Annotated in this window: 26 protein-coding genes; 9 read left to right on the top strand and 17 right to left on the bottom strand. The window is 64.5% G+C overall.

Going from position 1 to position 25,664, the window contains the following annotated elements:
• Nucleotides 1-10: 10 nt before the first annotated feature.
• Nucleotides 11-271, top strand: coding sequence for a hypothetical protein (locus ABIB06_RS11100; RefSeq protein ID WP_247351715.1), 261 nt, complete (start codon nucleotides 11-13; stop codon nucleotides 269-271).
• A gap of 6 nt (nucleotides 272-277) precedes the next feature.
• Here ABIB06_RS11100 and ABIB06_RS11095 read toward each other — a convergent pair whose 3' ends face one another.
• From ABIB06_RS11095 to mtgA, 3 genes are all read right to left on the bottom strand, one after another.
• Nucleotides 278-919 (bottom strand): hypothetical protein, encoded by a 642-nt coding sequence (locus ABIB06_RS11095; RefSeq protein ID WP_354048111.1) that lies wholly within the window; start codon nucleotides 917-919, stop codon nucleotides 278-280.
• Between the two features lie 142 nt (nucleotides 920-1,061).
• Nucleotides 1,062-1,244 (bottom strand): 50S ribosomal protein L32, encoded by a 183-nt coding sequence (gene rpmF, locus ABIB06_RS11090; protein WP_007598106.1) that lies wholly within the window; start codon nucleotides 1,242-1,244, stop codon nucleotides 1,062-1,064.
• Between the two features lie 168 nt (nucleotides 1,245-1,412).
• A complete protein-coding gene (gene mtgA, locus ABIB06_RS11085; protein ID WP_354048109.1) occupies nucleotides 1,413-2,087 on the bottom strand; it encodes a monofunctional biosynthetic peptidoglycan transglycosylase in 675 nt (224 codons plus the stop codon).
• Between the two features lie 159 nt (nucleotides 2,088-2,246).
• Here mtgA and ABIB06_RS11080 point away from each other — a divergent pair, with 159 nt between their 5' ends.
• The gene (locus ABIB06_RS11080) at nucleotides 2,247-3,170 is read left to right on the top strand and encodes a polyprenyl synthetase family protein (RefSeq protein ID WP_354048108.1); all 924 of its coding nucleotides are present in this window, start codon (nucleotides 2,247-2,249) and stop codon (nucleotides 3,168-3,170) included.
• 7 nt (nucleotides 3,171-3,177) lie between these two features.
• Complete coding sequence (locus tag ABIB06_RS11075) at nucleotides 3,178-3,867, top strand: DUF1345 domain-containing protein (protein ID WP_354048106.1); 690 nt, start codon at nucleotides 3,178-3,180, stop codon at nucleotides 3,865-3,867.
• A 38-nt stretch (nucleotides 3,868-3,905) separates the two neighbouring features.
• On the opposite strand, the gene ABIB06_RS11070 is transcribed toward ABIB06_RS11075, so the two are convergent.
• Both ABIB06_RS11070 and ABIB06_RS11065 read right to left on the bottom strand, forming a co-directional pair.
• Entirely contained in the window at nucleotides 3,906-5,738 is a 1,833-nt protein-coding gene (locus ABIB06_RS11070) for a caspase family protein (RefSeq protein WP_354048104.1), read from the bottom strand.
• Between the two features lie 174 nt (nucleotides 5,739-5,912).
• Nucleotides 5,913-6,341, bottom strand: coding sequence for a GFA family protein (locus tag ABIB06_RS11065; protein WP_354048102.1), 429 nt, complete (start codon nucleotides 6,339-6,341; stop codon nucleotides 5,913-5,915).
• A gap of 93 nt (nucleotides 6,342-6,434) precedes the next feature.
• Between ABIB06_RS11065 and ABIB06_RS11060 the strand changes: the two genes are divergently transcribed.
• From ABIB06_RS11060 to ABIB06_RS11050, 3 genes are read left to right on the top strand one after another with little or no spacing between them, the layout of a single operon-like run.
• Complete coding sequence (locus ABIB06_RS11060; RefSeq protein WP_354048101.1) at nucleotides 6,435-6,809, top strand: nuclear transport factor 2 family protein; 375 nt, start codon at nucleotides 6,435-6,437, stop codon at nucleotides 6,807-6,809.
• 53 nt (nucleotides 6,810-6,862) lie between these two features.
• Nucleotides 6,863-7,744, top strand: a complete 882-nt coding sequence (gene bla / locus ABIB06_RS11055; protein ID WP_354048099.1) for a class A beta-lactamase — start codon at nucleotides 6,863-6,865, stop codon at nucleotides 7,742-7,744.
• A 45-nt stretch (nucleotides 7,745-7,789) separates the two neighbouring features.
• Nucleotides 7,790-9,400, top strand: coding sequence for a Na+/H+ antiporter (locus ABIB06_RS11050; protein ID WP_354048097.1), 1,611 nt, complete (start codon nucleotides 7,790-7,792; stop codon nucleotides 9,398-9,400).
• A gap of 22 nt (nucleotides 9,401-9,422) precedes the next feature.
• Here ABIB06_RS11050 and ABIB06_RS11045 read toward each other — a convergent pair whose 3' ends face one another.
• The 6 genes from ABIB06_RS11045 to ABIB06_RS11020 form a co-directional block, all read right to left on the bottom strand.
• Nucleotides 9,423-10,241, bottom strand: coding sequence for an N-acetylmuramoyl-L-alanine amidase (locus ABIB06_RS11045; RefSeq protein ID WP_354048094.1), 819 nt, complete (start codon nucleotides 10,239-10,241; stop codon nucleotides 9,423-9,425).
• A 3-nt stretch (nucleotides 10,242-10,244) separates the two neighbouring features.
• On the bottom strand, nucleotides 10,245-11,582 hold the full coding sequence (locus tag ABIB06_RS11040; RefSeq protein ID WP_354048092.1) for a Rieske 2Fe-2S domain-containing protein: 1,338 nt from the start codon (nucleotides 11,580-11,582) through the stop codon (nucleotides 10,245-10,247).
• 84 nt (nucleotides 11,583-11,666) lie between these two features.
• Nucleotides 11,667-12,563, bottom strand: a complete 897-nt coding sequence (locus ABIB06_RS11035; protein WP_354048090.1) for a TauD/TfdA dioxygenase family protein — start codon at nucleotides 12,561-12,563, stop codon at nucleotides 11,667-11,669.
• A gap of 262 nt (nucleotides 12,564-12,825) precedes the next feature.
• Entirely contained in the window at nucleotides 12,826-14,109 is a 1,284-nt protein-coding gene (ispG, locus tag ABIB06_RS11030) for a flavodoxin-dependent (E)-4-hydroxy-3-methylbut-2-enyl-diphosphate synthase (RefSeq protein WP_354048088.1), read from the bottom strand.
• Nucleotides 14,110-14,121: 12 nt separating this feature from the next.
• Nucleotides 14,122-15,075 (bottom strand): DMT family transporter, encoded by a 954-nt coding sequence (locus ABIB06_RS11025; RefSeq protein ID WP_354048087.1) that lies wholly within the window; start codon nucleotides 15,073-15,075, stop codon nucleotides 14,122-14,124.
• A gap of 36 nt (nucleotides 15,076-15,111) precedes the next feature.
• Nucleotides 15,112-15,606 (bottom strand): Fur family transcriptional regulator, encoded by a 495-nt coding sequence (locus tag ABIB06_RS11020; RefSeq protein WP_354048085.1) that lies wholly within the window; start codon nucleotides 15,604-15,606, stop codon nucleotides 15,112-15,114.
• Nucleotides 15,607-15,763: 157 nt separating this feature from the next.
• On the opposite strand from ABIB06_RS11020, the gene ABIB06_RS11015 reads away from it, so the two are divergent.
• From ABIB06_RS11015 to ABIB06_RS11005, 3 genes are read left to right on the top strand one after another with little or no spacing between them, the layout of a single operon-like run.
• Complete coding sequence (locus ABIB06_RS11015; protein ID WP_247351687.1) at nucleotides 15,764-16,246, top strand: MarR family winged helix-turn-helix transcriptional regulator; 483 nt, start codon at nucleotides 15,764-15,766, stop codon at nucleotides 16,244-16,246.
• Nucleotides 16,239-17,402: an HlyD family secretion protein gene (locus tag ABIB06_RS11010; RefSeq protein WP_354048082.1), complete on the top strand. Its 1,164-nt coding sequence runs from the start codon at nucleotides 16,239-16,241 to the stop codon at nucleotides 17,400-17,402. Before ABIB06_RS11015 ends, ABIB06_RS11010 begins: the two co-directional genes overlap by 8 nt.
• Nucleotides 17,403-17,418: 16 nt before the next feature.
• The gene (locus tag ABIB06_RS11005) at nucleotides 17,419-18,975 is read left to right on the top strand and encodes an MDR family MFS transporter (protein WP_247351683.1); all 1,557 of its coding nucleotides are present in this window, start codon (nucleotides 17,419-17,421) and stop codon (nucleotides 18,973-18,975) included.
• A 41-nt stretch (nucleotides 18,976-19,016) separates the two neighbouring features.
• Here ABIB06_RS11005 and ABIB06_RS11000 read toward each other — a convergent pair whose 3' ends face one another.
• The 6 genes from ABIB06_RS11000 to pcaF all read right to left on the bottom strand — a co-directional run bounded on the left by ABIB06_RS11000 (nucleotide 19,017) and on the right by pcaF (nucleotide 25,601).
• Nucleotides 19,017-20,108 carry a phosphotransferase gene (locus ABIB06_RS11000; protein ID WP_354048079.1) on the bottom strand — a complete coding sequence of 364 codons (1,092 nt, stop codon included), beginning with the start codon at nucleotides 20,106-20,108 and terminating at the stop codon, nucleotides 19,017-19,019.
• A gap of 46 nt (nucleotides 20,109-20,154) precedes the next feature.
• Nucleotides 20,155-21,846 carry a methyl-accepting chemotaxis protein gene (locus tag ABIB06_RS10995; RefSeq protein WP_354068729.1) on the bottom strand — a complete coding sequence of 564 codons (1,692 nt, stop codon included), beginning with the start codon at nucleotides 21,844-21,846 and terminating at the stop codon, nucleotides 20,155-20,157.
• A 209-nt stretch (nucleotides 21,847-22,055) separates the two neighbouring features.
• Nucleotides 22,056-22,646 (bottom strand): protocatechuate 3,4-dioxygenase subunit alpha, encoded by a 591-nt coding sequence (pcaG, locus tag ABIB06_RS10990; protein WP_247442103.1) that lies wholly within the window; start codon nucleotides 22,644-22,646, stop codon nucleotides 22,056-22,058.
• Nucleotides 22,647-23,348, bottom strand: coding sequence for a protocatechuate 3,4-dioxygenase subunit beta (gene pcaH / locus ABIB06_RS10985; RefSeq protein ID WP_247442101.1), 702 nt, complete (start codon nucleotides 23,346-23,348; stop codon nucleotides 22,647-22,649). It abuts the gene before it with no gap.
• A 96-nt stretch (nucleotides 23,349-23,444) separates the two neighbouring features.
• Nucleotides 23,445-24,338 carry a dioxygenase family protein gene (locus ABIB06_RS10980; protein WP_354048076.1) on the bottom strand — a complete coding sequence of 298 codons (894 nt, stop codon included), beginning with the start codon at nucleotides 24,336-24,338 and terminating at the stop codon, nucleotides 23,445-23,447.
• Nucleotides 24,339-24,392: 54 nt separating this feature from the next.
• On the bottom strand, nucleotides 24,393-25,601 hold the full coding sequence (gene pcaF / locus ABIB06_RS10975; protein ID WP_354048074.1) for a 3-oxoadipyl-CoA thiolase: 1,209 nt from the start codon (nucleotides 25,599-25,601) through the stop codon (nucleotides 24,393-24,395).
• Nucleotides 25,602-25,664: the final 63 nt, after the last annotated feature.

Raw genomic sequence — 25,664 nt, 5'->3', positions numbered from 1 at the left:
GGTGATAGCGATGTTGAGTACGAACCGATCGGACCAGGCAGACAACGGCACGGGCACGGCCCTGGTGCCGCAACTGCCGATTTTGCAGTGGGTCCACAAGGCGCCGCTGCCGCGCCCCGATCCCAGCTTCGTCACCCAGCTCATCGCCAACGCCGAGAACCTGCCCCAGACGAGCCGGCTCCGCCGTGCGTCTTCCGAGGATGCGCAGGTAGCCTATGGCAGCAAGCATCCGCTTCCGAGCGTCACCGCGCGCACGCGGCAGGTGGCTTGAAGTAGATCAGCGCGGCGCGTCGGGAGACGACGGCGTACCGTTGCCGGGCTGAAGATGCGGCGAGGGGATTTCCGGCGAGGACGTGCTCTGAGCCGGCTTCGGCGCGGGGTGATCGATCAGCACGGATTCGGCGACCGACTGCGCGGAGGGTGCGGATGCGGGCGGCACCGCCGGCGCAGAGACGGGCTCGAACTTGGACTCGACCACCGCTTCATCGGCTGCCACTTCAGCCTGGCGCCTGGCCTTGCGCGATGCCGGCACAGTCTCGGCGACATAGGCGCCGCGGCGGCGCGTGCGCTGGGCGATGCCGCCGAGGAAGTCGGCCATCGCGAGCAGCACCAAAAGGAAATAGGTGGAGTTGCCGAATTTCGGCCACATCACGAATTCGGCCGCAGCCGCGCCGAACACGATCAGCGACAGCAAATGATCCATCAGGAATTTCGAGCCGGGCCGCGCGCCCTTGACCACCTCGAGCAGCAACAGCACGACGCCAAGCGCGAGCATCACGTCGGCGAGTGTGACCGGCCAGGCCTCGCCCGTGATCATCGGAACCTTAAACAGCACGTCCGTAAAGGACACGCTCGGCATCAGGAAGGCGATGATGTTGTAGACCGCGAGCGGGATCAGAAGCAGCGGGAAACCGACCATCGGCGAATGCCTTCTCGATCAAGATATCCAGACAGGACAATGCGGCGGCGAAGCATTCGCTCCGCCGCCGTCACTGTCATATCTCATGGGTTGGCCGAAATCAGGCAGGCGAAATCATCCTGCCTGGGGAAAGGTCCTGAATTCAGGACTCTTTCTTCTTCAGGACCTGACGGCCCTTGTACATGCCGGTCTTGAGGTCGAGATGATGCGGACGACGGAGCTCGCCGGAGTCCTTGTCTTCCACATAGGTCGGCTTTTTGATGGCGTCTGCCGAGCGGCGCATGCCACGACGCGACGGCGAGGTTTTTCTTCTCGGAACGGCCATTTCAATATCCTCTAGGGATTGGTGTTTCGGGGCATCGTCCGCGAGGGGACGGCTCAGCACCCGCAAACCGAGGCGAGCTGAATGCCGGTCAAGGCCGGGCTTATAGAGGAAGGCCGGCCTTAAATCTAGGGTTCTGGGACGGAAAATGCGCCCGAAAAGGACCCGAAATCAGCGATTTTCCCGCCAGCAGGTCGAAAGCGAGTTGGCCTGCGCCCGCGCAACATAGGTCCCGGCCAGCCGCCGGACGCCAGGTCCCGGCGTCCTGGCGCTACGTTTGACCGGATTCGGCAGGATTGAGGCCAAAAGGGCGGCCTCCCGGAGGGAAAGACTGGCGGCTGACTTGCCGAAGGCATAGGCGCTGGCCGCCTCCACCCCAAACTGGCCCTGCGGTCCCAGTTCGGCGATGTTGAGGTAGATCTCCAGGATCCGCGCCTTGGGCAGGACCAAGTCGATCCACAGCGCCAGCGGGAATTCCAGCGCCTTGCGGACAAAATCGCGCCCCTGCCAGAGGAACAGGTTTTTCGCCACCTGCTGGGTGATGGTGGAAGCGCCCCGGAACGGGGTGCCGTCCTCCTGCGCGTCGTCGATGGCCTCACGCAGCGCGCCCCAGTCGATGCCGTGATGCTTGCAGAAATGGGCGTCCTCGGCCGCCACTACCGAGCGCGGCAGTGAGGGCGACATCGCCGCCAGATCGATCCACTCCCGCTGCATCGGCGCGCCCCGGAGCGAGCGCCAGGCCATCAGCGTCGAAACGGGATGGCCAATGCGGTAGAACGGCGCGATCACATAGGGCGCGAGAGCCGCGACCACCAGCACCAGGAGAAGGGTTTTGACGACGCGCAAATCAACCTTTCCGGCGCAGAACGTAACGCGGCCTCGAGCCCGGCATTAAGTCTGTGATAATTCGGGCGTTTTCCAGCACTTTTTAGGCCTTCCAAACGATTGACTGAGGCGGGCGCATAAAGGATTGTCCCGCCGAATTTAGTTCTGGAGCCCTTCTTGATGACCGGCACGTCCCCGTCCGATTTCGCCAAACGTCTGGACAAGACCGCTGATGACACCGAGGCGCTGCTCGGGCGCCTGTTGGCGGACGACATCCTGCCCGATGAGATCGCCCGGCCCAAGCGACTGATGGACGCAATGCGCTATTCGAGCCTCAACGGCGGCAAGCGCCTGCGGCCGTTCCTGGTGGTCGAGAGCGCCGCCGTGTTCGGCGTGCCCCGCGAAGCCGCGCGGCTCGCTGGTGCGGCGCTCGAATGCATCCACTGCTACTCGCTGATCCATGACGATCTTCCGGCAATGGACAATTCGGACCTGCGCCGCGGCCGCCCGACCCTGCACAAGAAGACCGACGACGCCACCGCGATCCTCGCCGGCGACGGCCTCCTGACGCTCGCCTTCGACATCATCACCCGCGACGAGATTCATCCCGATGCCAATGTGCGGCTCCTGCTGACGCGCGCGCTGGCGCGCTGCGCCGGCATCGGCGGCATGGTCGGCGGCCAGATCCTCGATCTCGCCGGCGAAGGCCGCTTTGGCGACCGCGAGCCGGTGGACGTGGCGCGTCTTCAGCAGATGAAGACCGGTGCGCTGCTGCGTTACGGCTGCATCGCCGGGGCGATCCTCGGCCAGGCCTCGCAAAAGGAATATCAGGCGCTCGACGATTACGGTCGCGCACTCGGCGAAGCCTTCCAGATCGCCGACGATCTGCTCGACGTCGAAGGCGATGCGGCTGCGCTCGGCAAGCCCTCGGGCCAGGACGCAGCGATGGGCAAGACCACCTTCGTCACGCAGCTCGGCCTCGAAGGCGCCAAGCAGCGCGTCCGCGACCTGCTCGCGCGGGCCGACAGCGCCGTGTCGATCTTCGGCGATCGGGCCGCCGTGCTGCAAGCGGCTGCGCGGTTCGTCGCTGAACGGAAGAGCTGATAGCGCTATGGCGAGCGGCAGCAAGGAAGATCTTGCCCTCGCTCGCTTCCGCAAGATGTCGAGGCCGGTGCGCCTGGTGTATGCGCGGCCGCGAACGTTCATATCGCTTGCCGTCGGTATCCTCGTCTGCCTGCTCATACCGGGTTCGTACCGGCTGACGACGCGGCTTGTGCTTGGCTGGGATGCACTGATCGCGGTCTATCTCGTGCTGGTCTACGCGATGATGCTTTGCAACGACCACCAGCACATCCGCCGCGCCGCTGCGATGCAGGACGACGGCCGCTTCGTGATCCTGCTGGTGACGGCGACCGGTGCCTTCGCCAGCATCGCCGCGATTGTCGCCGAACTCGGCGCCCACCGCGGCGCCGCGGAGCTGACCATCGCGATCACCACCATCGCGCTGTCCTGGGCCGCCGTGCACACGACTTTCGCGTTGCATTACGCGCATGATTATTATCGTCACCCAACGCCGGGCGGCCTTCAGTTTCCCAGCGGCGACAAGGAAGACCACGCTGACTATTGGGACTTCGTCTATTTCTCGTTCGTGATCGGCATGACCGCGCAGGTCTCCGACGTCGGCATCACCGACAAGACCATCCGCCGCACCGCCACCGCGCACGGCATCGTCTCTTTTATCTACAACACGGCATTGCTGGCGCTGACGGTGAACATCGCGGCGAGTGCAATCGCGACTTGATCCGTCGTCCCGGCGAAAGCCCGGACGACCCGGTAGTGTCAGTTACACACCTCGACATTTGCATCGTTGCCGGGGCCGCCGCCGCCGCGATATTCGAGATGGCAGCCGCGGTTGACCGCACGACAGCCGCCGTTATTGCAGAATAGCTGTCCGCCACCTGCGGCGCGGCCGGCGCCGGCCGCAGCCGCAATGCCGGCAGCGCCACCAAAGCCGCCCGCCGCACCGGCACCTGCGCCGCCTGCCTGACGACGCTGCCGCACCGGACGGTCTTCGCCGTCGTCGCGTCGCGAGGTCGCGGGCTTGGAAGCCGTGGGCTTTGCGGCACGCTTCTTCTCGCATTCTTTGTCGTCGTTCAGCGCATAGCCGTCGCCGCAGACGATCCTGGTGCACTTGTCGCCGTCGGCCTTGAAGCCGTGCTCGCAAACCATCGGACAGACGCGCGACTGTTTTGACTTGACCGTGTCGAGTGCATCGATGCTCGCCACCTTCACGTCGAGCTTGGTGCCGGCATAGCGGTTGAACTGCGACAACGACCGCTGCGCGGACGTCGTCCAGTTGCCGTCGGCAGCACCCGAGAAGCAGCCGACGCGGCCGAGCTCGGCCTGCACCGAGCGGCTGAGATCGGCCGGCGCAGTCGCCGGCGTCAGCGATGCGACGTTGGTGCCGGGAGGGCTCGCCGTGCTGGCGGGCGCAGCACTTGGCGCCGTGGCGGAGAGATTGACGCGTTGCTGCTCGGCAGCGGCCGCCTGCTGCTGCGCCTGCTCCTTGGCCTTCTGCGCGGAAAGCTGCACTTGCTCCGCGGCCTTCGCATCGGCGGCTGCCTTGGCCTGCGCATCCTTCTGCGCACCGACAGCAGCAAGGCGATCGCGCTCGGCCTCGGCCTGTTTCGCCTTCTCGGTGGCCGCCGCATGAGCCTGCTCAGCGCCGATTTTTTCGAGCTGAAGCTTGGCGAGGCTCGAATAGAAACCGTCGGGATGCTGGGCGAGGAAGGCATCCCACGCCGGCCTGTTGCCGACCTGCAGCGCGAGCTCGTAATCGCGGCGGATGTCGGCCTGCGGATTCAGCGCAGGCGCCGCCGGAGCCGCAGCGGCGACCTTGACCGGCACCAGCGGCACGTCCTCGCCGCCGAGCGAGCCATAGACGAACGGCTCTTGCTTGTTGCCGGTCGACTTGAGCACGTCGTCACGCACGAAGCCGAAGGCGCGGCGAATGTCGAGGCCCGGTGTCGTCAGATGCTTCGACAGCGCCATGGTAAAGGGGCTGTTGGCGCCGTCGCCGTCCTGCGCCGTGAAGCCGGCCTTGGCCGAATAGGCGATCAGCGTGTTGGGGCTGGTCGGCTCGACCTGGACGAGGCCGCGGCCGATGCCGCGCGAGGCGACCGTGCGCTTCATGGTCTTGCCGAACGGATTGTCACGGCAGGCGTCCAGGATCACCAGTCGAAGCTGCTTGGCCGGTTCGACCGCGACCAGGACGCGGTCGAGGGAGAGCGCCTCGTCAAAGACGTCGGTGTCACGCTCCAGCTTGGCATCGACAGGGATCAGATAGTTCGAGCCTTCGACTTCGATGCCGTGGCCGGCATAGTAGACCACGGCGATGTCGGCATCGCGGGTCCGGTCGGCGAATTCGCGCAGCACGCGCCGGGTGTCCAGCGCCGTCAGATCGTGCCGGGAATCGACGATGTCAAAGCCGGCCTCTTTCAGTGTCCTGGCCATCACCGAACCGTCATTGACAGGGTTCGTAAGCGACGGCGCGTGCTGATAGGCCGAGTTGGCGATCACCAGCGCGACGCGCTTCCCGGCCAAAGCGGGCCAGGCGCCGAATAGCAGCGCGACCGCGAGGAGAAGTGGGCAAAGTCTGAGCGATTTGCGCATGACACGACTTCCGGGTTCAGGGCAGTTCGAGCCCCTTTGGGATGGCTTTAGCAGGGTCCGCCGCGGGCGATGGAGGTCACGAAGGTGGCACCGGCGGCAGGCCGAAAAACCCCCTTTGTTTGTCGCGCCAGTCCGGTCGCGGTTCGCCGAGAAATAGGCGCGCAGCAGGTTCCCTCAGGCATCCCCTACGTGGCCCTGATATTGCGGCAGATTGTCCGTAATCTCGTGCCAGGGCGCCTTCGAGCCCACGAAAATGTGGACGCTCGGTCGGATCGAGGGGGCATCGACCAGGGTTCCCATGGCGACATGGACCCATTTTCCCTCGCGCACCCGGGAATAAAGCAGCGAGCCACAGCGGGCGCAGTGGGCGTCATGGGTGGTCTCGTCGCCGAAGATGAGGCGCTGATCTTCACCATGGGCGATGCGCAGCTTGTCCTTGGTTATTCCGGCGAACGGCTTGAAGGCTGCACCGGTGGTGCGGCGGCAATTCGAGCAGTGGCAGTTCATCGCATAGGAGAATGCGTCCGCCACCTCATAGCGCACGGCGCGGCAGTAGCATTCGCCGATCAGGATACGAGCGTTCGAATTCTCTGATCCGGTCATCACAATGTCCTCGCGCAAATGGTACGCACTCCCATAGCGCATTTTGATGAGTACGACTAAGTTCGCCCCGAGCGATCATACAAAGGGATGACCATGAGCCAGAACCGCGCGAGCATCGAAGCCGTCGTGCAATCCTATTTCGATGGACTTTACGAGGGCGATGCCGAAAAACTCGGCGCCATCTTCCACCCCTCCGCCGATTTGCGCTGGGTCGAGAAGGGCGAACTGCAGGTGCTGACCGTGCCGGACTGGCTCGACCGCGTGCGCGAGCGCCCCTCCGGCAAGGCCGAAGGCAAGCCGCGCGAAGATTTCATCGTCACCGTCGACCGTTCGGACGACAAGACCGCCTTCATCAAGGTCCGGTGCCAGTTGCCGCCGCGTTTTTTCACCGACTATCTGGTGGCGATGAAGCTCGCCGACGGCTGGCAGATCGTGTCGAAGTCGTATCGGTATGACCTGCGGGAGTGAGGGGCTTCCCTCCGGCTCGCCGCTGCCTCCTCCGGCTCGCCTGAAAGTCCCCGATGCTTCTCGACCGCCGTTCGCTGCTCGCCTCGCTGTGCTGGATTGCCGCCTCCCCTGCCCTCGCTGCGGACGCGCAGCCTGAGCTCGAAACCTATGAGCGCGAGAGTGGCGGCCGGATCGGCGTCTATGCGGAGAACCTCGCGACCGGCGCAAAGCTCGCATGGCGGGCCGACGAACGGTTCGTCATGTGCTCGACATTCAAGGCTTCGCTCGCGGCTTGCGTACTGGCGCGGGTCGATCGTGGCGAGGAGCAGCTCGCGGCCAAGATCTCCTACGGCAAGGTCGACCTGCTGGAGTACGCACCGGTCGCCAGGCAAAATCTTGCCGCCGGCGCGATGTCGGTCACCGAGATGTGCAAGGCAATCGTCGAACTCAGCGACAACACCTGCGCCAACTTGCTGCTGGCGCGGATCGGCGGTCCCGCCGCGCTCACCGCCTTCTGGCGGTCGCTCGGCGATAGCACCTCGCGACTGGACCACAATGAGCCCGAGCTCAACCGCTCACCGCCCGGCGATCCCCGCGACACCACGACCCCGGCGGCGATGGCGGGCAATCTGCGGCGGCTGGTGACGGGCGCGGCGCTGTCGCCGGCCTCGCGTGCTCAACTCATGGAATGGATGGTGGGCTGCAAGACCGGCGCGAACCGGCTGCGCGGCGGGCTCCCCGCAAACTGGAAGATCGGCGACAAGACCGGCAACAACGGCAAGGACGCCTCCGGCGATATCGCGGTGGTCTGGCCCAAGCCCGATACGAAGTCCGATACGAAGCCCGATGCACCGATCCTGATCGCGGCCTACACCCAGGGCGGCACGCCCAACGCTGCGCAGTTCGAAGCCGTGTTCGCGCGCATCGGCCGCATGGTGGCTGAGCGGCTGGCCTGAGCCGCGCCGCATTGACCTTGCGGTTGCTTCCGGCCAAGACAGGCCATGATCGAAGCGAAATTTCAGACCTTTCTCATCCTGCTTGCCGTGTTGGCGGGCACTGCGCTTGTCGCGCGCCGCTTCAACATCGCGCCTGCCATTCTGCTGATGCTCTCCGGTATCGGTCTCGCCTTCGTGCCGGGCATGCCGCCGGTCGAACTGCCGCCGGAACTGGTACTGCTGATGGTGCTGCCGCCGCTGATCTACTCGGCCAGCGTCGCCATGAGCTGGCGCGAGTTCAGGAACAATTTACGCCCGATCGTGCTGCTCGCGGTCGGCGCGGTGATCTTCACCGCGGCGCTGGTGGCGGCCGCCACGCATTATGTGATTGGCCTGCCCTGGGCTATCGGCTTCCTGCTCGGCGCCATTGTCGCGCCGCCCGACGTGGTGGCACCGCTCGCGATCGCGCGCCGGCTGCACATGCCGCGCCGGCTTCTGGTCATCCTCGAAGGCGAAGGGCTCGCCAACGACGCTACCGCGCTGACCCTCTATCGTTTCGCGCTCGCCGCGATCATGGTCGGGCATTTCTCGCTGCCTCTGGCAGCCGGCGAGTTCTTGCTCATCGTCGCCAGCGAGATCGCCTTCGGCATCGGCGTCGGCTGGCTGTCCCTGCGCTTGCGCAAATGGTCCAGGGATCCGCAGGTCGAGCTGACGCTGTCGCTGATCACGCCGTTCGTCTCCTATTGGCTGCCCGAGCACGTCGGCGGCTCCGGCGTGATCGCCACGGTCGCCTGCGGCCTCTATGTGAGCTGGAACGGGCCGCTGCTGATCTCGGCATCGACGCGTCTGCAAGGCATATTCTTCTGGGATCTCGTGATCTATTTGATCGAGGGCTTGCTGTTCCTGCTCACCGGATTCCAGATGCGCGCGCTCTATGAGAAATCGAAGGCGTTTCCGCTCGACGACATCATGATCGCAACCGCCGTGGTCCTGGTGGTCGTCGTGGGCGCGCGCTTCGCCTGGCTCTATCCCGCGACCTATCTGCCGCGGATGTTCAGCAAGTCGCTGCGCGCCCGCGATCCCTCACCGCCATGGCAATGGCCGTTCGTGCTCGCGTTCACCGGCGTGCGCGGCGCCGTGTCGCTGGCGGCTGCGCTGGCGCTGCCCTTCACGTTGCCGGGCGGCGAGGCCTTTCCGTATCGCGACCTGATCCTGTTCGTCGCCTTCGCTGTCATTTTCGTCACGCTGATCGGAGTCGGCCTCACACTGCCACCGGTGGTGCGCTGGCTCGGCGTCGCGGAAGCCGGTCGCAACGAGCATGTCGCCGAGCACGAGGCCGAGATCGCGGCACGCCGCCAGGCTCTCGATGCCGCCCTGAAGTCGCTCGACGTGCTGACGGGGGAGAAGGAAATCTCGGACGAGGTGATGCGGCTCCTGCGCGCACGCCACGATATCCGGATCAACCAGCTTCCCGACTCGCTCGATCCCACCCACCACGACGTTTCGGCCGCCGGCACCGCCCTGACGCGTGACCTGATCGAGGCCGAGCGCAAATTCATTCACGACCTGCTGCGCGACGGCCAGATCACCGACGAGACGCGCCGGCGGATCGAGCGGGATCTGGATCTGGAGGAGGCGAGTTTGGCGAACCGGGAGTATCGGGGAGGGCCGCTATAGATTCTCGTCATTGCGCGAGCAATCACCGCCTCTCGCAGAACTCCCTGATCGCCACCGCCACGGCGCCCGCAATCATCTCCTGCCGCCCCGGCGAATTCATCGCCATTTCCTCGTCGCGGTTGATGATCGAGCCAGCCTCGAGCAGCACGGCGGCGCTGCGGGTTTGCGCGAGCACGACGAGCCCGTCATAGCGGTAGACGCCGACATCCTTGTCGAGCAATTGGCGCCGGTAGCGGCCCATCACCGGCAGAGTGTATTGGCTGGCATAGTGCAGATCCTGCTCTTTCAGCTGCCTGCCGATCATCCGGGCCAGCATCAGGCTGGCGGCGAAGTGCGGGTTCCGCTCCGACACGAATAGAGAGTGGCCCGAAAAACGATCGCTGAAATAGCTGTGCGCGCCGTCGAACTCCCAACTCTCGAGCAGCTTGTCCGGCACCGAATCATGGTGGATCGACAGGAAGAGATCGGCCCGACCGTCATTCGCGGCACTGACCCGCTTGAACAGGCTCGGCCGTGCCTTGCCATCCGTGACGAGCAGGCGGGCTGCGGCGAAGCCTCCAGACTTGAGCTTCGCCGTGATGAGCCTCGCAAGCCGGAAGTTGAAGCCGAACTCCGGATCATTGCGCGCGCTCAACGCGCCGTAGGAGTCCGGCGTGTGCCCGACATCCACGACGATCCTGAATTTCGGCACCTCGCATTTGGCCGGTGATTGCGGCGGCTTGGGCTTCGCATTTTTTCTCGTGATAGCAGCATGACCGGCGTCAGCAGGCGCCAACGATAGCAAGATCGACGCGACGAGCGGCAAGACGAGGCGTGCGATGATGCTGCGCGAATGCCTCAAGCCTTACTCCGCAGCCGCAATCCTGGGACGGCCGACGAATCCCGCGACGTCACCAAAGCGTTCCATCATCACGGCGGGCAAGTCCTTGGCCCTGCTGGTGACGCAGGCGCCCGAGCGCACGGCGTAGCGATCCTGATGCGCAGCCTGCGATGGCGGCTCGCCCTGCTGAAGCGCCCGCGCCAGCTCCATCACGACTTTCCGGAAATGCATGATACCGAGATCGGTCGGGCCGAGATGCTCGCGGGTGCGGTCGGCGATCGGGCCCTGGCTGTCCTGCACGGCGGCGTCCTGTTCGGAGACGCCCTTGATGCCGGTGTAGCTCCTGGTCTTCTGGAGTTTGCGGTCGATCAAATAGTCGTTGCCCTTGTGGCGCAACGGCACGTAATTGTCGTCGACCTCCGCGATCACGCCATTGCCGCGGTCGAAGGCATCACGCTCGGCTTGCGCCAGCGGCCGCTCCGGATTCCAGGCATAGGTGTAGATCCAGCAATTGGTGTCGGTGACGGGCACGAAGGTCTGGCCAAAAATGTTCTCGCCCGGCATCGCGCTCGGCGCATAGGCGTGGAACGGCATCAGGAATTGCGCGATGCGCCAGTAGATGCTGTCGCCGCCGGTGAGACGCCCACCGGCAATCGTCAATCCCGCGTCGTGCGGCTGGATCTTGATCACAGGGCGCGGATCCTCTGCGATCCAACGCATGTGGTCGCTCGACATCCGCGCGATCGGATTCACAAAATGCTTCTTGATGTCCAGAATCTCGTTCACCTCCTTGTCGAAGGAGAGATGGGCGAAAGTGAAATGCGCGGTGTCGATCGAGCCTTCCAGCGCTTGCACCCAGTTGCAGTCCTGCCATTTCTTGCTGACATAGCGGTGCGAGGCCGGCAGCAGCGCCATTTCGAGATCTGGCAATTCGGGCATGACCTCGGCCGGGCCCATATAGGCCCAGATCATCTCGCCCCATTCGCGCACCGGATAGGATTTGATCCGGATGAGGTCTTTGGCGTTGATGTCGGGATAGGAGGTCGGCATGTCGACGCATCGGCCGTCGGTGTCGAACTTCCAGCCGTGATAGACGCAGCGAATGCCGCATTCCTCATTGCGCCCAAGCCAGAGATTGGCGCCGCGATGCGGACAGTACTGGTCGATGATTCCGACAACGCCGCGCGAGTCACGGAACGCGAGCAACTCTTCGCCGAGCACGATGATCTTCTTCGGCTCGCCGTCCGGCTCGGAAAGTTCTTCGGAGAGAGCCACGGGAATCCAGAACCGCCGCAACAGCTCGCCCATTCCCGTGCCGGGGCCCGACTCGGTCAGGAATTTGTTGTCCTCGGCGCGGAGCATGGCTGATCCTCCCGACGTCTTTGTTTTGGCAAGATTGGCGCGGACGCGGGAAGACGTCAACGCGGAACGCAGTGCGTAGGCGGATTAAACCGGCCGCTCGCCCTTCACCGTCACGCGCGTGCCGGAGCGCGTGTGCGGCCAGTAGTCCCACATCGCGCGGTGCTGGGCGCAGCGGTTGTCCCAGAACGCGATGGCGTTCTCGGTCCAGCGGAAGCGGCACTGGAACAGCGGGTTCTCGGCGTGCTGGTAGAGATAGGCGAGCATTGCGTCGCTCTCGTCGCGCGGAATGCCGTTGATGTGGCGGGTGAAGCCGCGGTTGACGTAGAGCGCCTTCCTGCCCGTGACCGGATGCGTGCGCAGCACAGGGTGCTCGGCATTCGGATAGGACGGACGGTCAGCCACGCCGTAATTGGCGTAGAGCCCACGATAGATCGGCTCGCCGTCATGCAGCGCTGTCAGGCCGTCGAGATAGGACTTCATGCGGTCCGAGAGCGCCTCGTAGGCCGCATACATGTTGGCGAACAGCGTGTCGCCGCCGCGCGGCGGGCACTGCTTGATGTAGAGGATCGAGCCCATCGGCGGTTCGAGGTCGCAAGAGACGTCGGAATGCCAACCTTCGCCGTTGGCGCGCGGCGAGTTCGCATCCGCGTAGATCTTCATCAGCGCTGGGTCTTCATCCTCATGCGGCGCGGCAGGATGGAAATGCAGTTCGCCGAACTTGCGGCCGAAGGCGAGATGCTGCTGCGGCGTGATGCGCTGGTCGCGGAAGAAGATGACGAGGTTTTCGGCGAGCGCGCGGTGAATCTCGTCCATCTGCCGGTTGGAGCGGGCATCGTCCGAGACCAGCTTGCCGATGTCGACGCCGGATATTTCCGCGCCGATGATCGGGGTGAGCTTTTCGACCGCGATGGTCTCATAGGGCGCGCCGTCATCCGCCGTGTGGCGATAGCGCGGGCCCTGCTTGCCGGCGAGTGAACTCATGGCATCTCTCCCGATCGTTTTGATTGGGGGCATGGTAGCGCGGGGTGACAGATACGCAATCTGCGCTGCAAACACAGCCGTCGTCCCGGACAAGCGTAAGCACAGATCCGGGACCCATAACCACAGGATTAGGTTTGGCGAAGACTCGGAGTGACATCCTGCCGTCACCACAAAATCCTGTGGCTATGGGTCCCGGATCTGCGCGCGCTGAGGCGCGCTTGTCCGGGACGACGGCGGAGTGTGAGCCCGAGGTGAAGTTAGATCACTCCGCCGCGGTCACGGGCACCTTGGCGCCCTGGCCGTAGCGCTGCTCGATGTAGTCGATCACGAGCGCCTTGAAGTCGGTGGAGATGGTCGGGCCGCGCAGGGTCCGGAACTTCTTGCCGTCGACGAACACGGGGGCAGCCGGCGCTTCGCCCGTGCCCGGCAGCGAGATGCCGATATTGGCGTGCTTGGATTCGCCGGGGCCGTTGACGATGCAGCCCATCACCGCGACGTTGAGTTCTTCCACGCCGGGATATTTGGTTTTCCAGGTCGGCATCTCGTCGCGGATGAAACCCTGGATCGAGCTGGCCAGTTCCTGGAACGTGGTCGAGGTGGTGCGGCCGCAGCCGGGACATGCCGCAACCAGCGGCACGAAGGTGCGGAAGCCCATGGTCTGCAACAGCTCCTGGCCGACCTGCACCTCACGGGTGCGGTCGCCGCCGGGCTCCGGTGTCAGCGAGATGCGGATGGTGTCGCCGATGCCCTGCTGAAGCAGGATGCCGAGCGCGGCGGATGAGGCGACAATGCCCTTGGTGCCCATGCCGGCCTCGGTCAGGCCGAGATGGATGGCGTAATCGGAGCGGCTGGCGAGAACCTCGTAGACCGCGATCAGATCCTGCACCGCCGAGACCTTGGCCGACAGGATGATGCGGTCCTTGGGCATGCCGAGTTCTTCGGCGCGCGCCGCCGAGAGCAGCGCCGACTGCACCATGGCTTCGCGCATCACCGCGCGCGCATCGCGCGGATTGGCCGAGGCGGTGTTCTCGTCCATCAGCTTGGTCAGAAGCTCCTGGTCGAGCGAGCCCCAATTGGCGCCGATGCGGACCGGTTTGCTGTTCTTGTTGGCGATCTCGATGATGTCGGCGAACTGCGTGTCGCGCTTGTCCTTGAAGCCGACATTGCCGGGATTGATGCGATATTTGGCGAGCGCCTCGGCGCAGGCCGGATAGGCCGCGAGCAGCTTGTGGCCGATATAATGAAAGTCGCCGATCAAGGGCGTGGTGATGCCGCGCTTGAGCAGGCCGTCGCGGATATGCGGGACGGCGGCAGCGGCTTCCTCGCGGTCCACGGTGATGCGGACCATTTCGGAGCCCGCGCGCGCGAGCGCTGCGACCTGGGCGATGGTGCCGTCGATATCGGCGGTGTCGGTGTTGGTCATCGACTGCACGACGATCGGCGCACCGCCGCCGACGGCAACGTCGCCGACCTTGACCTGGGTGGTGTGATGGCGCGGCGCAGGCCCCGCGATGTCGGAATCGATGGTGGTTTCGAGCTTGTTCATGGGGTCCAAATATCAGGTTTTGGTGACGTTCAGCAATGCATCGCGCGGCGCCGCAGCGGATTGGCTGGGACGGTTAACCAAAAAAAGCCCAGCAATTACAAGGACCGCTGCCGCCCCAAATGTCAGGTTCAAGGTGTCGTGCATGATGAAATAGCTACCCACCACGCCAAACAAAGGGGTGATGAAGGTAAAAGCCGACAATTTGCTGGCCGAATAGGTCTTCACCAGCGCGAACCAAAGCGTGAACGTGGTTCCCACCACCCAGATCGCCTGGAAGGCCATCAGGCCCAGCGACAGCGTCGACGGGGTGTGGGGGATGGTCTCCCCGAACAGCCAGGCGGCCGTGCCGAGGATCGGGATCGAGGTCGCGACTTGATAGCCGAGTGCCTTTTCAGGCGCCGCGAAGCGCAGCCGGGTGCCCTTGGCAACCAGCGTGGTCGCCGCCCACAGCGCGGCGCCGCCGACGATCATGAGGTCGCCGAGCAGAACATGCGAATCGACGTTGGGCTGCGGTACCCCGATCGCGAGTGCGACACCGGCAAAGCTGACGGCCAGCCCCAGCCATTGCGTACCGCCAAGTCGCTCGCCAAGCACCTGGTAGGAGCCGAGCGCGACGAAGAACGGCGCGGTGTAGAGGAACACGACCGCCCGCGACGCCGGTGTGAAGCGCAGGCCCTGAAAGATCAGAACGAACTCGATGCCGAACATCAGTCCGGCAATCACGCCGGGCTTCCAGGTGCCGTCGCGTTCGAAGAATTTAACGCCGCGCAAGCTGCCGATGATGAACAGCACCGGCAGCGCGCCCATCGAGCGGAACGTGGCCTGAAGCATCGGCGGGATGTCCGGCAGCACCAGCTTCACCGCGATCTGGTTGAACCCCCAGGTCAGGCACAGCATGAGCATCAGAGCGATGGCGCCGGCACTGAGGGGACGACCGGCGGACGATAGGGCTTGTGGTGAGGACATGTCTTCCTGAAAAACCGGCGTTGCGCCGTTGTTGCTTTATGCAGCTTTCTGACAATGCGCACAGACGCCCGTGATTTCCACCACGGACAGTTTGGGAGCGAAGCCTGAACTGCGCGCGGCGGCGGTGAGGTCCTTGGCGAACGACGCCGACGGAATCTCACCGACCAGACCACAGCGCTCGCAGATCAGGAACGTCACCGCCGAGGTCGCGTCATGGTCGTGGGCGGCGCAGGCGAGATAGGCGTTGCGGCTTTCGATGCGGTGCACGAGGCCGTTCGTCATCAAGAAATCGAGAGCACGATAGACCGTGATCGGCGCCGGCCGCGGCATCGATTTCGCCAGCTCGTCGATCACTTCATAGGCTCCCAGCGGCCGGTGGCTCGAGAGCAGCGCCCCCAGCACATGGCGGCGGATCGGCGTGAATTTCTGCGTGCGCTGCTCGCAGACGGCCTCGGCATGCGCCAGCGCATCGGCGGTGCAACGGCCGTGATCGTGATCGGGCGCGGGAAAAACCGGCTTTGCGAAGGTCATGGGACCGGCGTTCTAGCATTTCGAAAGGGGAACCCAAAGCAGGACCGGCGGTGCGGCGATCAGCCATGCTCTTGCTGCGGGACAGCATCCCGCTATCCCGCCATGAAATAATCATAAGCTTGCTTATTATATCCCAAGCTTATTGGAGACCAAGCTCATGAGCCGCGGGCCCGTGGACCAGAACTTCCTGTTTACGCTTGCCGAGCTCTATCGCCTGCTCCGCGTCTATGCCGACAAGGAAGCCTCGCGCTTCGGTATCACCCGCGCGCAATGGGCGGTGCTGGCCAAGGTCGAGCGCAGCGAAGGCATGAAGCAGTCGGAACTCGCGGAGCTTCTCGAGGTGCAGCCGATCACGCTGACGCGCCTGATCGACAAGCTCTGCGACAGTGACTGGATCGAACGCCGCAACGATCCTTCGGACCGCCGCGTCAAGCGGCTGCACCTGAAGAAGGCGGGGCGGCAATTGCTCGGACGGATGAGCGGGCTGAAGTCCGAGCTCACGGCCAACGCGCTCGAAGGCATCACTCCGGCGGACGCCCATCGCCTCCTCACCCAGCTCGAAACAATCAAGGAAAACGTGCGTACCGCGATCCAGACATCGGTGGCGGAACAAGCGCGTAAGGAGCAGCGCTATGGCTGATCAGGTTCTCAAATTCCAACCCGAGCAGAAAATCGACAGCGGCAAGCCCACCAAGAAAGCCGGCACCAATCCGCGTCGCCGCCTGATCGCCGGCCTGCGCCGTTATCGCCGCGTCCTGCTTCTGGTCGTGCTGCCGGCCGTCGTCGCCATTGCCGGCCTGACCTTCTATCTCAATGGCGGCCGCTATGTCGGCACCGACGACGCCTATGTGGGTGCCCAGAAGGTGCTGGTGACGCCCGACATTTCCGGCAAGATCGAGAAGGTCATCGTGAAAGAGGGCCAGGTCGTCAAGCAGGGCGACGAGCTGTTCGAGATCGACCCCGTGCCGTTCCGCCTCGCGGTCGACCAGGCAAAGGCCGCGCTCGACCAGTCTCGCACGACTTATGACAATCTCATCGCGAACATCAAGATATACGCACAGATGCTCGATTTGGCGCAGCGGGGCGTCGACCTGAAGCAGCGCGACGTCGAGCGCAAGCAGTCACTGGTAAAGAGCAATTTCGGCTCGCAGCTCGACCTGGACAACGCTGCCAATGCGCTGGTCACCGCTGGCGCCCAGACGCAGTTCGTCAAGCAGCAGTTGTCCAATGCGAAGACCCAGCTGCTCGGCAATCCCGACCTGCCGCTCGAGCAATTCCCGCCCTACGCCCAGGCGAAGGCCAAGCTCGACGACGCCCAGCGCAATCTCGACCACGCCGTCGTGCGGGCCCCGATGAGCGGCGTTGCGACGCAGGTCGAGCAGATCCAGCTCGGCCGCTACGTCACCGCCGGCACGCCGGTGTTCTCCATCATCGACGTCGCCCATCCCTGGGTCGACGCCAATCCGAAGGAAAGCGACCTCACCTACGTCACCGAAGGGCAACCGGTCACGCTCGAGGTCGACGCGTTCCCGAACCATGTCTTCAAGGGCAAGATCGGCTCGCTCTCGCCCGGCACCGGCGCGCAGTTCGCGATCCTGCCGCCGCAAAACGCCACCGGCAATTTCGTCAAGGTCGTGCAACGCGTGCCGATCCGCGTCTATTTCGACGAGACCGACAAATACGTGCGGAAGCTGAAGGCGGGCATGAGCGTCTACGCCACCATCGACACCGGCCATCAGCGCTCGCTCGCCGGCCTGCTCGGCCTGGCGGCGACCGCAGGCCACGAAAAAGACTGAGACAAGGACCGATCCGATGTCCGGCCCCCATGCGAGCCTGATGGTCCCCGGCATGCGCCGGAACATGGTGACGATCTGCGCCATGACGGCGACCATCATGCAGGCGCTGGACACCACCATCGCCAATGTCGCCCTGCCCTACATGCAGGGCACGCTGTCGGCCTCGCAGGACCAGATCAACTGGGTGCTGACGTCCTACATCGTCGCCGCTGCGATCATGACGGCGCCGGTGGGCTGGATCTCCAACCGCTTTGGCCGCAAGCGCATCTTCATCGCCTGCGCGGCCGGCTTCACCTTCGCCTCCGTGCTGTGCGGCCTCGCGCAGGACATCAACCAGATGGTGCTGTTCCGCCTGCTGCAGGGCGTATTCGGCGCAGCGCTGGTGCCGCTGTCGCAGTCAGTGATGCTCGACTATTACACGCTTCAGGAACGCGCCACGGCGATGTCGATCTGGGGCATGGGCGTGATGATGGGCCCGATCATGGGCCCGTCGCTGGGCGCCTGGCTCACCGAGAGCTATTCCTGGCACTGGGTGTTCTTCGTCAACCTGCCGTTCGGCGCGATCACCGTGCTCGGGCTCGCCGTCTTCATGGACGAGACCGATAAGAATCTCAGCCTGAAGTTCGACTGGTTCGGCTTTGCCGCGCTGGCGATCGGGATCGGCGCACTCCAGCTCGCGCTCGATCGCGGCGAGCAGCTCGACTGGTTCGAGTCGGTCGAGATCGTGACCGAGTTCGCCGTCTCCGGCGTCGCCTTCTATTACTTCTTCGCCCACTCCTTCACGACCTCGCGTCCCTTCATTCAGTTCGCGCTGTTCAGGGATCGCAACTTCCTCACCGGCTGCATCTTCATGACGGTGATGGGCCTCGTGCTGTACTCGACCATGGCGCTGGCTTCGCCCTACCTGCAGAACGTGATCGGTTATCCCATCATGACCGCGGGCGGCCTGCTCGCAAGCCGCGGCTTCGGCACTTTCTTCGCCATGATGATGGTCGGCCGCATCATGCGCTGGATCGAGGCGCGCACGCTGATCATCTGCGGCCTGACGCTGACGGCGGCCTCGCTGTTCCAGATGACGGGCTGGACCGACCAGACCCAGGTGCCGGAAATCGTGGTCGTCAGCGTGATCCAGGGCTTTGGCTTCGGCCTCGTCTTCGTGCCGCTCTCGACGGTGGCGTTCCTGACGCTGCCGAACCACTTGCGCACCGACGGCACCTCGATGCTGACGCTGCTGCGCAACGTCGCGAGCTCGGTCGGCATTTCCATCGTCGTCGCCGAGCTGACGCAGGGCACGCGCAAGACCTATGCGATCCTGTCCGAGAATATCAACCCGTTCAACCACGCGCTCCAGATGCCCAACGTCAGCGGCATGATCAATCTCTCCACCGACGCCGGCCGCGCCATGGCCGACAGGATGGTCAGCGTGCAGGCGCAGATCATCGCCTTCGCGCACGACTACATGTTGGTGATGATCTTCATCCTCTGCACCATCCCACTCGCCCTGATGATCGGCTCGTCCAAGGCCACGCTGCGCAAGCAGTCGGCCGGGCCGGAACATGCGGTGATGGAGTAGGGTGCGTCACAACTTGGACGACGGCGAGCGTGCAGCGCCAACTACCCCAAAAACTCCTCGCACCCTAAATCCTCGACCGCCAGCATCACCCGCTCCAGATTGTTCCACCAGATCACCGGCGGGATGTTGATGCTCCATTGCCAGACCGGCGTGGTGATGTGCCAGAGCACCGACCAACGGTAATCCTGATCGAGCGCGCCGTGCGTATAGCCGCTGGCGCCGCGCGCGATCAGCGTCTCGTAGTAACGGTTGAGCAGCGCCCGCTCGAGCGTCTGCCGGCGTTCCGGATACCATTGCATCGCCATCATGTAGGCGAGGTCGTTGGTCGGCACGTTGATGTTCCACAGGTCGAAGTCGAAGATCCGCACGGTATCGGCGACGCCGGCGCGCGGCAGCAGGAAATTCCAGATATGGGCATCGCCATGAGTGATGCTGACATGACGTCGCAAATGATAGCGCAGGGATAGCCGGGCCGACTGATCGATCAGCCGGCGGTAGAGGATGCGGCGCTCTTCGCTGAGGCGATCGCCGAGCAGGTCCGCGAAGCGATCGTAATGGCCGGCGAAGGTCTCCATGTGAGTTGCGCTGTCCTCCTCGCTCGCCCAGGTGCCGACGGTCTCGCCGAGACCGGGATGGTCCCACCAGGCCGCGTGCCATCGCGCGAGCGTCGTGACGATCGCCATCGCCTGATCGCGCGACGGTGGCAGCGGCCATTGCGTCGCAATCTCATGGCTGTCGGTGAGGTCTTCGAGCAGAAGATGCCAGGTCTCGCTCTCCTCGTCGAAATGCCCGTCGAAGCAGCGCGGCACAAGCCCCGCCGGCGCTGTTGGCGCGAGCTGCGTATAGAAGGCCACTTCGTGCCGGCCGCCATTTGCAAGCGTCTTTGCGAAGTCGGAATGCGCGGTCTTCAGGATCAGCGATTGCGGGGCGCCGGCGGATTCCCCCACATAGCGCAGGCCAAGGCGGATAATGTGCGACACGACGGTGTCGCGCTGATGCAGCACTTTCACCTCGCGGACTGCGCCGGCGTCCAGCACGCCACTCCTGCGGAGCGCTGCCGTCAGTCGGGCGGGCTCAACGACCGCCGGCAATTGTGGAGGTGTCATAGCCACGATGCCCCTGTCCCGCGTCATACTGCACGATCACGCCCCACGCACCAGCGGCCAACCCGATGCCGGCCTAAGCCGCAGCGGTCGAGGCGCGCACGGTCCTGACCACGACCGACCGGAGCTGTTCGAGATTGGCCGCCATGCCGGCGATCGCCTGTCTGACCTCCGCGGCGCGCTCGTTCACGGAGGCGGCGTCGCGGCTGACATCGCCGATCTTGGCCGAGACCTCCTTCGCCGCGGAAGCCGATTCGGAGATCGACCGCGTGATCTCACGCGTCGCGGCGCCCTGCTCTTCCATCGCGGCGGCGACCGAGGTGGCAACTCCGTCGATCTCGAGGATGTGGCCTCCCATGGTTTCGACGGCATCGACCGCGGCCTGCGTCGAGGCCTGGATCTCGGCAATCAGCCGCGCGATCTCCTCGGTGGATTTGGCGGTCTGGTCGGACAGGGATTTCACTTCGGCGGCGACCACCGCGAAACCGCGGCCGGCTTCGCCGGCACGCGCGGCCTCGATCGTGGCGTTGAGTGCCAGAAGGTTGGTCTGACCGGCGATGCCGCCGATGAGATCGGAGACCTCGGCGATTTTCTTGACCGAACCGGCCAACGCCTGGATGGTCGAACGCGCCTGTTCACGACCGGCGACCGCCGATTTTGTGACCGTGCTGGTCCGCGCGACCTGGGTCGCGATCTCACGGATCGAAGCACTCAGTTCTTCCGCCGCGGCTGAAACGGTTTGCGAGCTGCTCAGGGCCTGGGTGGACGCCGAGGCAACCGCCTGCGACTCCGTGGACAACGACCGCGCGATCTCGGACAGGCTGGAGGCCGCCCGTTCTACGCCTTGGGTCGCAGCGCTTGCGGTATCGACCGAGCGGCCGGTTTCCCGCTCGACCGTATCGGCCATCTGTTGCAGGGCACCACGCTTGGCCAGCGCCGCCTCCTGCTCCTGCAGCAGCTGTTCTTCGCGCAGCCGGGCATTGTCGACTGCCGCCTGCTTGAACACCAGCAGGGCGCCCGCCATCGACCCGACCTCGTCCTGACGGTGTGCGAAGGGGATGTCGGCGGCGAGATCGCCGGTCGCGAGCTTTTGCATCGTGCCTGTCATGCGCACGATCGGGCGCACCACGCCGAGCGCGACGCCGAGCAGGCCCGCGGCAATGAATGCCAGAACGGCGGCGGAAACGCCCATGAGGATATAAAGCATGGAGCTGTCGCGGTCCGCGGCCAGCTTCTCCATTTCGGCATTCTGCTTGTTGGCGCTCTCGACAATGCTGTCGATGACGGCGCGATGCGCGGTGTAGGCATCCTTGAGCTGCGCGTAGGCGCGCTCGGAGGCGGCCGTGTCCTTGGCCTTGAGGGCCGGCAGGAGCTGGTCGGACAACAGCTTCCAGAACTTCTGCACCTCGGCGTCGGATTTCGACACCAGCGCGGTCTTCAGGTCGGCCGAGAGGCTGGAGGTAACCCAGAAAGCCTTGCGCTCGTCGTAATCCTTGCGGAGCTGGACCAGGCGGTCGCCGTGCGCCGCCAGTTGGTCCGACTCGCGCATGGCGAGGGTGGCCTCGAGATAGGCCTCGATCACATATTCCGGTGGGGGCAGGATGTCCGCGATGAGGTCATTGCCGAGCTTGATGTCGGTATAGAGCGGGCCGCCGACCTTGAGCTCGTGCAGGGCGTAGAGGCTGGTGGAGGCCACGGCGGTAAAGCCGATGGCGAGAACGATGCCGAAAGCAATGATTGCGGAAGAAAGCGAAAGGCGAATTTTCATGAAACAATCCGATGGGCCGCGCCAAATCCAACGGATCCTAGGGGATTACGGTAAACACGGGATTGCTTCGCGCGGAATTTGCATCGCGCGGACTCCGGAGAACTACGGGAAAACGGCGTCAGCGAGCGGTTTCGGACAGCGAAAGTTGGGCCCGGTCCTCCGCCATCGTCCCGGATAGGCGCAAGCGCAGATCCGGGACGCCACCTCAGTCACACGTCGAAAAACACAGTTTCGTTGTCGCCCTGCAATCGCAGGTCGAGCCGGTACACTGGCTTGCCGGCCTCGCGTACGGCGGTCAACGTGGCGCGGCGGTCGGCCGGCACCAGCGCCAGCACGGGGTCGGCGGCGTTGCCGGCCTCGTCGCCGAAATAGATGCGTGTATAGAGATGCCGCAGCATGCCGCGGCCAAATACCGCAAGCAGGATATGCGGCGCCTGCGGCTTGCCGTCGGGATCGGGCACCGCGCCTGGCTTGATGGTTTCGAAGGCGTAGTTGCCATCCTTGTCGGTGCCGCAGCGGGCAAAGCCGCGGAAGCTCGCATTTGGCAGCGCGCGCTTGTCCTGCGGATCGGCAAAGCGCCCCTGCGCATCGGCCTGCCAGATCTCCAGCATGGCATCAGGCACAACGACTCCGTCGCCGTCGAACACACGGCCCTCGATGCGGACGCGATCGCCGGTGACGTCGGGAGTCAGCGTCGAGTTCGTGAACGCATCGTTCCAGGCGTAGTCGCCGTTCGGCGTCAGGCCATATTTGAAGAACGGGCCGACAGTCTGCGATGGCGTGATCCCATTATCCTGCACTTAATGGTTCTCCATAGGCGTGGCGTTCTTGCCGCGCAGCACGATGTCAAAGCGGTAGCACAGCGCCCATTCGGGCTGGGTATTCTCTAAGTCGAACGACGACACCATCCGCGCCCGCGCCTTCTCGTCCGGCACCGAATTGAAGATCGGATCGAACGGGAACAGCGGATCGGCCGGGAAGTACATCTGCGTCACCAGACGCGTGACGAAGGAATGGCCAAACACCGAGAGATGGATGTGCGCGGGACGCCAGGCGTTGTGGTGGTTGCCCCAGGGATACGCGCCAGGCTTAATCGTGACAAAACGATAATAACCGGAGGCATCGCTCACGGTGCGGCCAGCGCCCGTAAAATTCGGATCGAGGGGGGCCGGATGCTGGTCGCGGACGTGAACGTAGCGGCCGCAGGAATTGGCCTGCCAGATCTCGACCAGTGAGTTCGGAACGCCGCGGCCGTCCTCGTCGCGCACATGGCCGTGCACGATGATGCGCTCTCCGAGCGGCTCGCCGGTGTGCTGGGTGGTGAGGTCGCTGTCTCCCTCGCGCACAGTCTCATGGCCGTAGACCGGACCAGTCAGTTCCGACAGCGTATGGCGCATCGGGATCAAGGGCTTGTTCGGCGCGCGCTTGATCGAGCTCTTGTATTCGGGCGACAGCGGCAGCGGATGCGCCTGGTTGCTGTCGACGGGATAGATGAATGTCATTGGCGAACTCCTCCCCGGCCCTTTTTCGGTCCGACCGGTCAACGCTTCCGCCAATCATTATAGGATATAACTAATTGGGGGAAGCGGCTTTGAGCCCTATTTGATCGGCGGACGCGGCAGCACCGCCTCGCCGGCTTCGAGCCGGTAGACATGATCGAGCGAATACCAGGGCGTCGCGACATCGCGCTCCGTCGGGTGTGGCGCGTCATGACGCAGGAACTTGCCTATCAGCGCCTTCGTCACGCCGAACTGCACGTCGCTGTCGATATGCGGATCGGCAGGGTCGTAGACCTGCGAGATCAGCACCTTGAAGCCGGGCTTGAAAACCAGGGCATGCAGGTGCGCGGGACGATAGGGATGCCGGCTCTGCGCCTCCAGTAGACGGCCGACCACGCCATCGGTCGGAATGGGATAGCCGACCATCATCACGGAGCGGAAAGAGAAGCCTCCGTCCTGGTCGGTCGTAAACTTGCCGCGCAGATTCATGTCGACCTGCTCCGGGTCCTGGTTCTCATAGAGACCGACAGGCGACGCGTGCCAGACGTCGACCTCGGCGCCGGCGACGGGACGGCCGTCCCTGTCCACGACGTGACCGTTGACGAACAGCGGCGCGCCCGGCGTCTTGGAGCGCACGATCGATCCGCCATTCTCCATCCGCGGCGAGTTCAACCGCCAGAACGGTCCGAGCAGCGACTGGTCGGTTTCCGTGTTGCCCTGATCGCCATTGTTCAGCAGGCACACCAGCGGCGAGACGCCGAGCGAGCCCGCCATCAGCACGACCTCATTATGCGTGTCGGTCGAGAGCTTGCCGAGCTCGGCGATAACAGCCGTGGCGTCGCGGAATTCCTTCTCGGTCAGACGAACGTCGCGGACGAAGCCGTGCAAATGCTTGACCAGGGAGACCATGATCTGGCGCAGCCGCGGATCGGACGTCCGCTCCATCACCGCCAGGGCCGCGGCCGTGACGTCCTGCTCGCCCGCAATGATCATGGAAGCGGATCCCTAAAATTTCTCTCTCCCGCAAGCAGGAAGAGAGAAGAAAGCTTAGTTCAACTTCTCGATCGCGACAGCCACGCCCTGGCCGACGCCGACGCACATGGTGGCAAGCGCGAGCTTGCCGCCGCGCTTTTCCATGCCGTGCACGGCGGTGAGCGCAAGGCGCGCGCCGCTCATGCCGAGGGGATGACCGAGCGCGATCGCGCCGCCATGCGGATTGACGAAATCGGCATCGTCGGCGACGCCGAGCTGGCGCATGCAGGCGATGCCCTGCGAGGCGAAGGCTTCGTTGAGCTCGATCAGGTCGAAATCACTGATCTTCTTGCCGAGACGCTCCATCAGCTTGCGGGTCGCGGGCACAGGGCCGATGCCCATGATGCGCGGCGGCACGCCGGCCGACGCAAGCCCGAGGATGCGGGCACGCGGCGTCAGGCCATGCTTTTTCACGGCGGCTTCGGATGCCAGGATCATCGCGGCGGCGCCGTCATTGACGCCGGAGGCATTGCCCGCGGTCACCGTGCCGGGATTGCGTACGATCGGCCTCAGCTTGGCGAGGGCTTCGAGCGTGGTCTCGGGGCGCGGATGCTCGTCCTTGTCGACGATAACGGGGCCGGCCTTGCCGCCGGGAATGGTGATCGGAGTGATTTCTTCGGCGAAATAGCCGGCCGCAATCGCCGCACCGGCGCGTTGCTGCGAGCGGATCGCGAAAGCATCCTGATCGGCGCGCGACACCTGGAACTCTTCTGCAACGTTCTCGCCGGTCTCCGGCATGGCATCGACGCCATACTGCGCCTTCAGCAGCGGATTGATGAAGCGCCAGCCGATCGTGGTGTCGAAGATATCGGCAGAGCGCGAGAAGGCTTCCTGCGCCTTGCCCATCACGAAGGGCGCGCGCGTCATGGATTCGACGCCGCCGGCAATCGCGAGCTCGATCTCGCCGGAACGGATGGCGCGGCCGGCGGCACCGACCGCATCGAGGCCGGAGGCACAGAGCCGGTTCAGGGTTTGGCCGGGAACTGAATCCGGCAGGCCCGCAAGCAGGAGCGCCATGCGTGCGACGTTGCGGTTGTCCTCGCCGGCCTGGTTGGCGCAGCCGAAGAAGACCTCGTCAATCTGTGCCCAGTCGAGATTGGGGTGCTTGGCCATCAGCGCCCTGATCGGGGCAGCCGCAAGGTCGTCGGCGCGCACTTTGGCGAGGGAGCCGCCGAAACGGCCGATCGGGGTCCGCACGGCATCGCAGATAAAGACGTCACGCATCGTTGTTCTCCCTGAATGCCGCGATCGGGCCTAAATTCTTCAATGTCGACGGAGTTTTAGGAG

It is taken from the genome of Bradyrhizobium sp. LB8.2, assembly GCF_040548035.1.
Classification (GTDB): domain Bacteria; phylum Pseudomonadota; class Alphaproteobacteria; order Rhizobiales; family Xanthobacteraceae; genus Bradyrhizobium.
The sequence above is the reverse complement of the archived record's forward strand: the minus strand, read 5'-3'. Positions and strand labels throughout refer to the sequence as shown.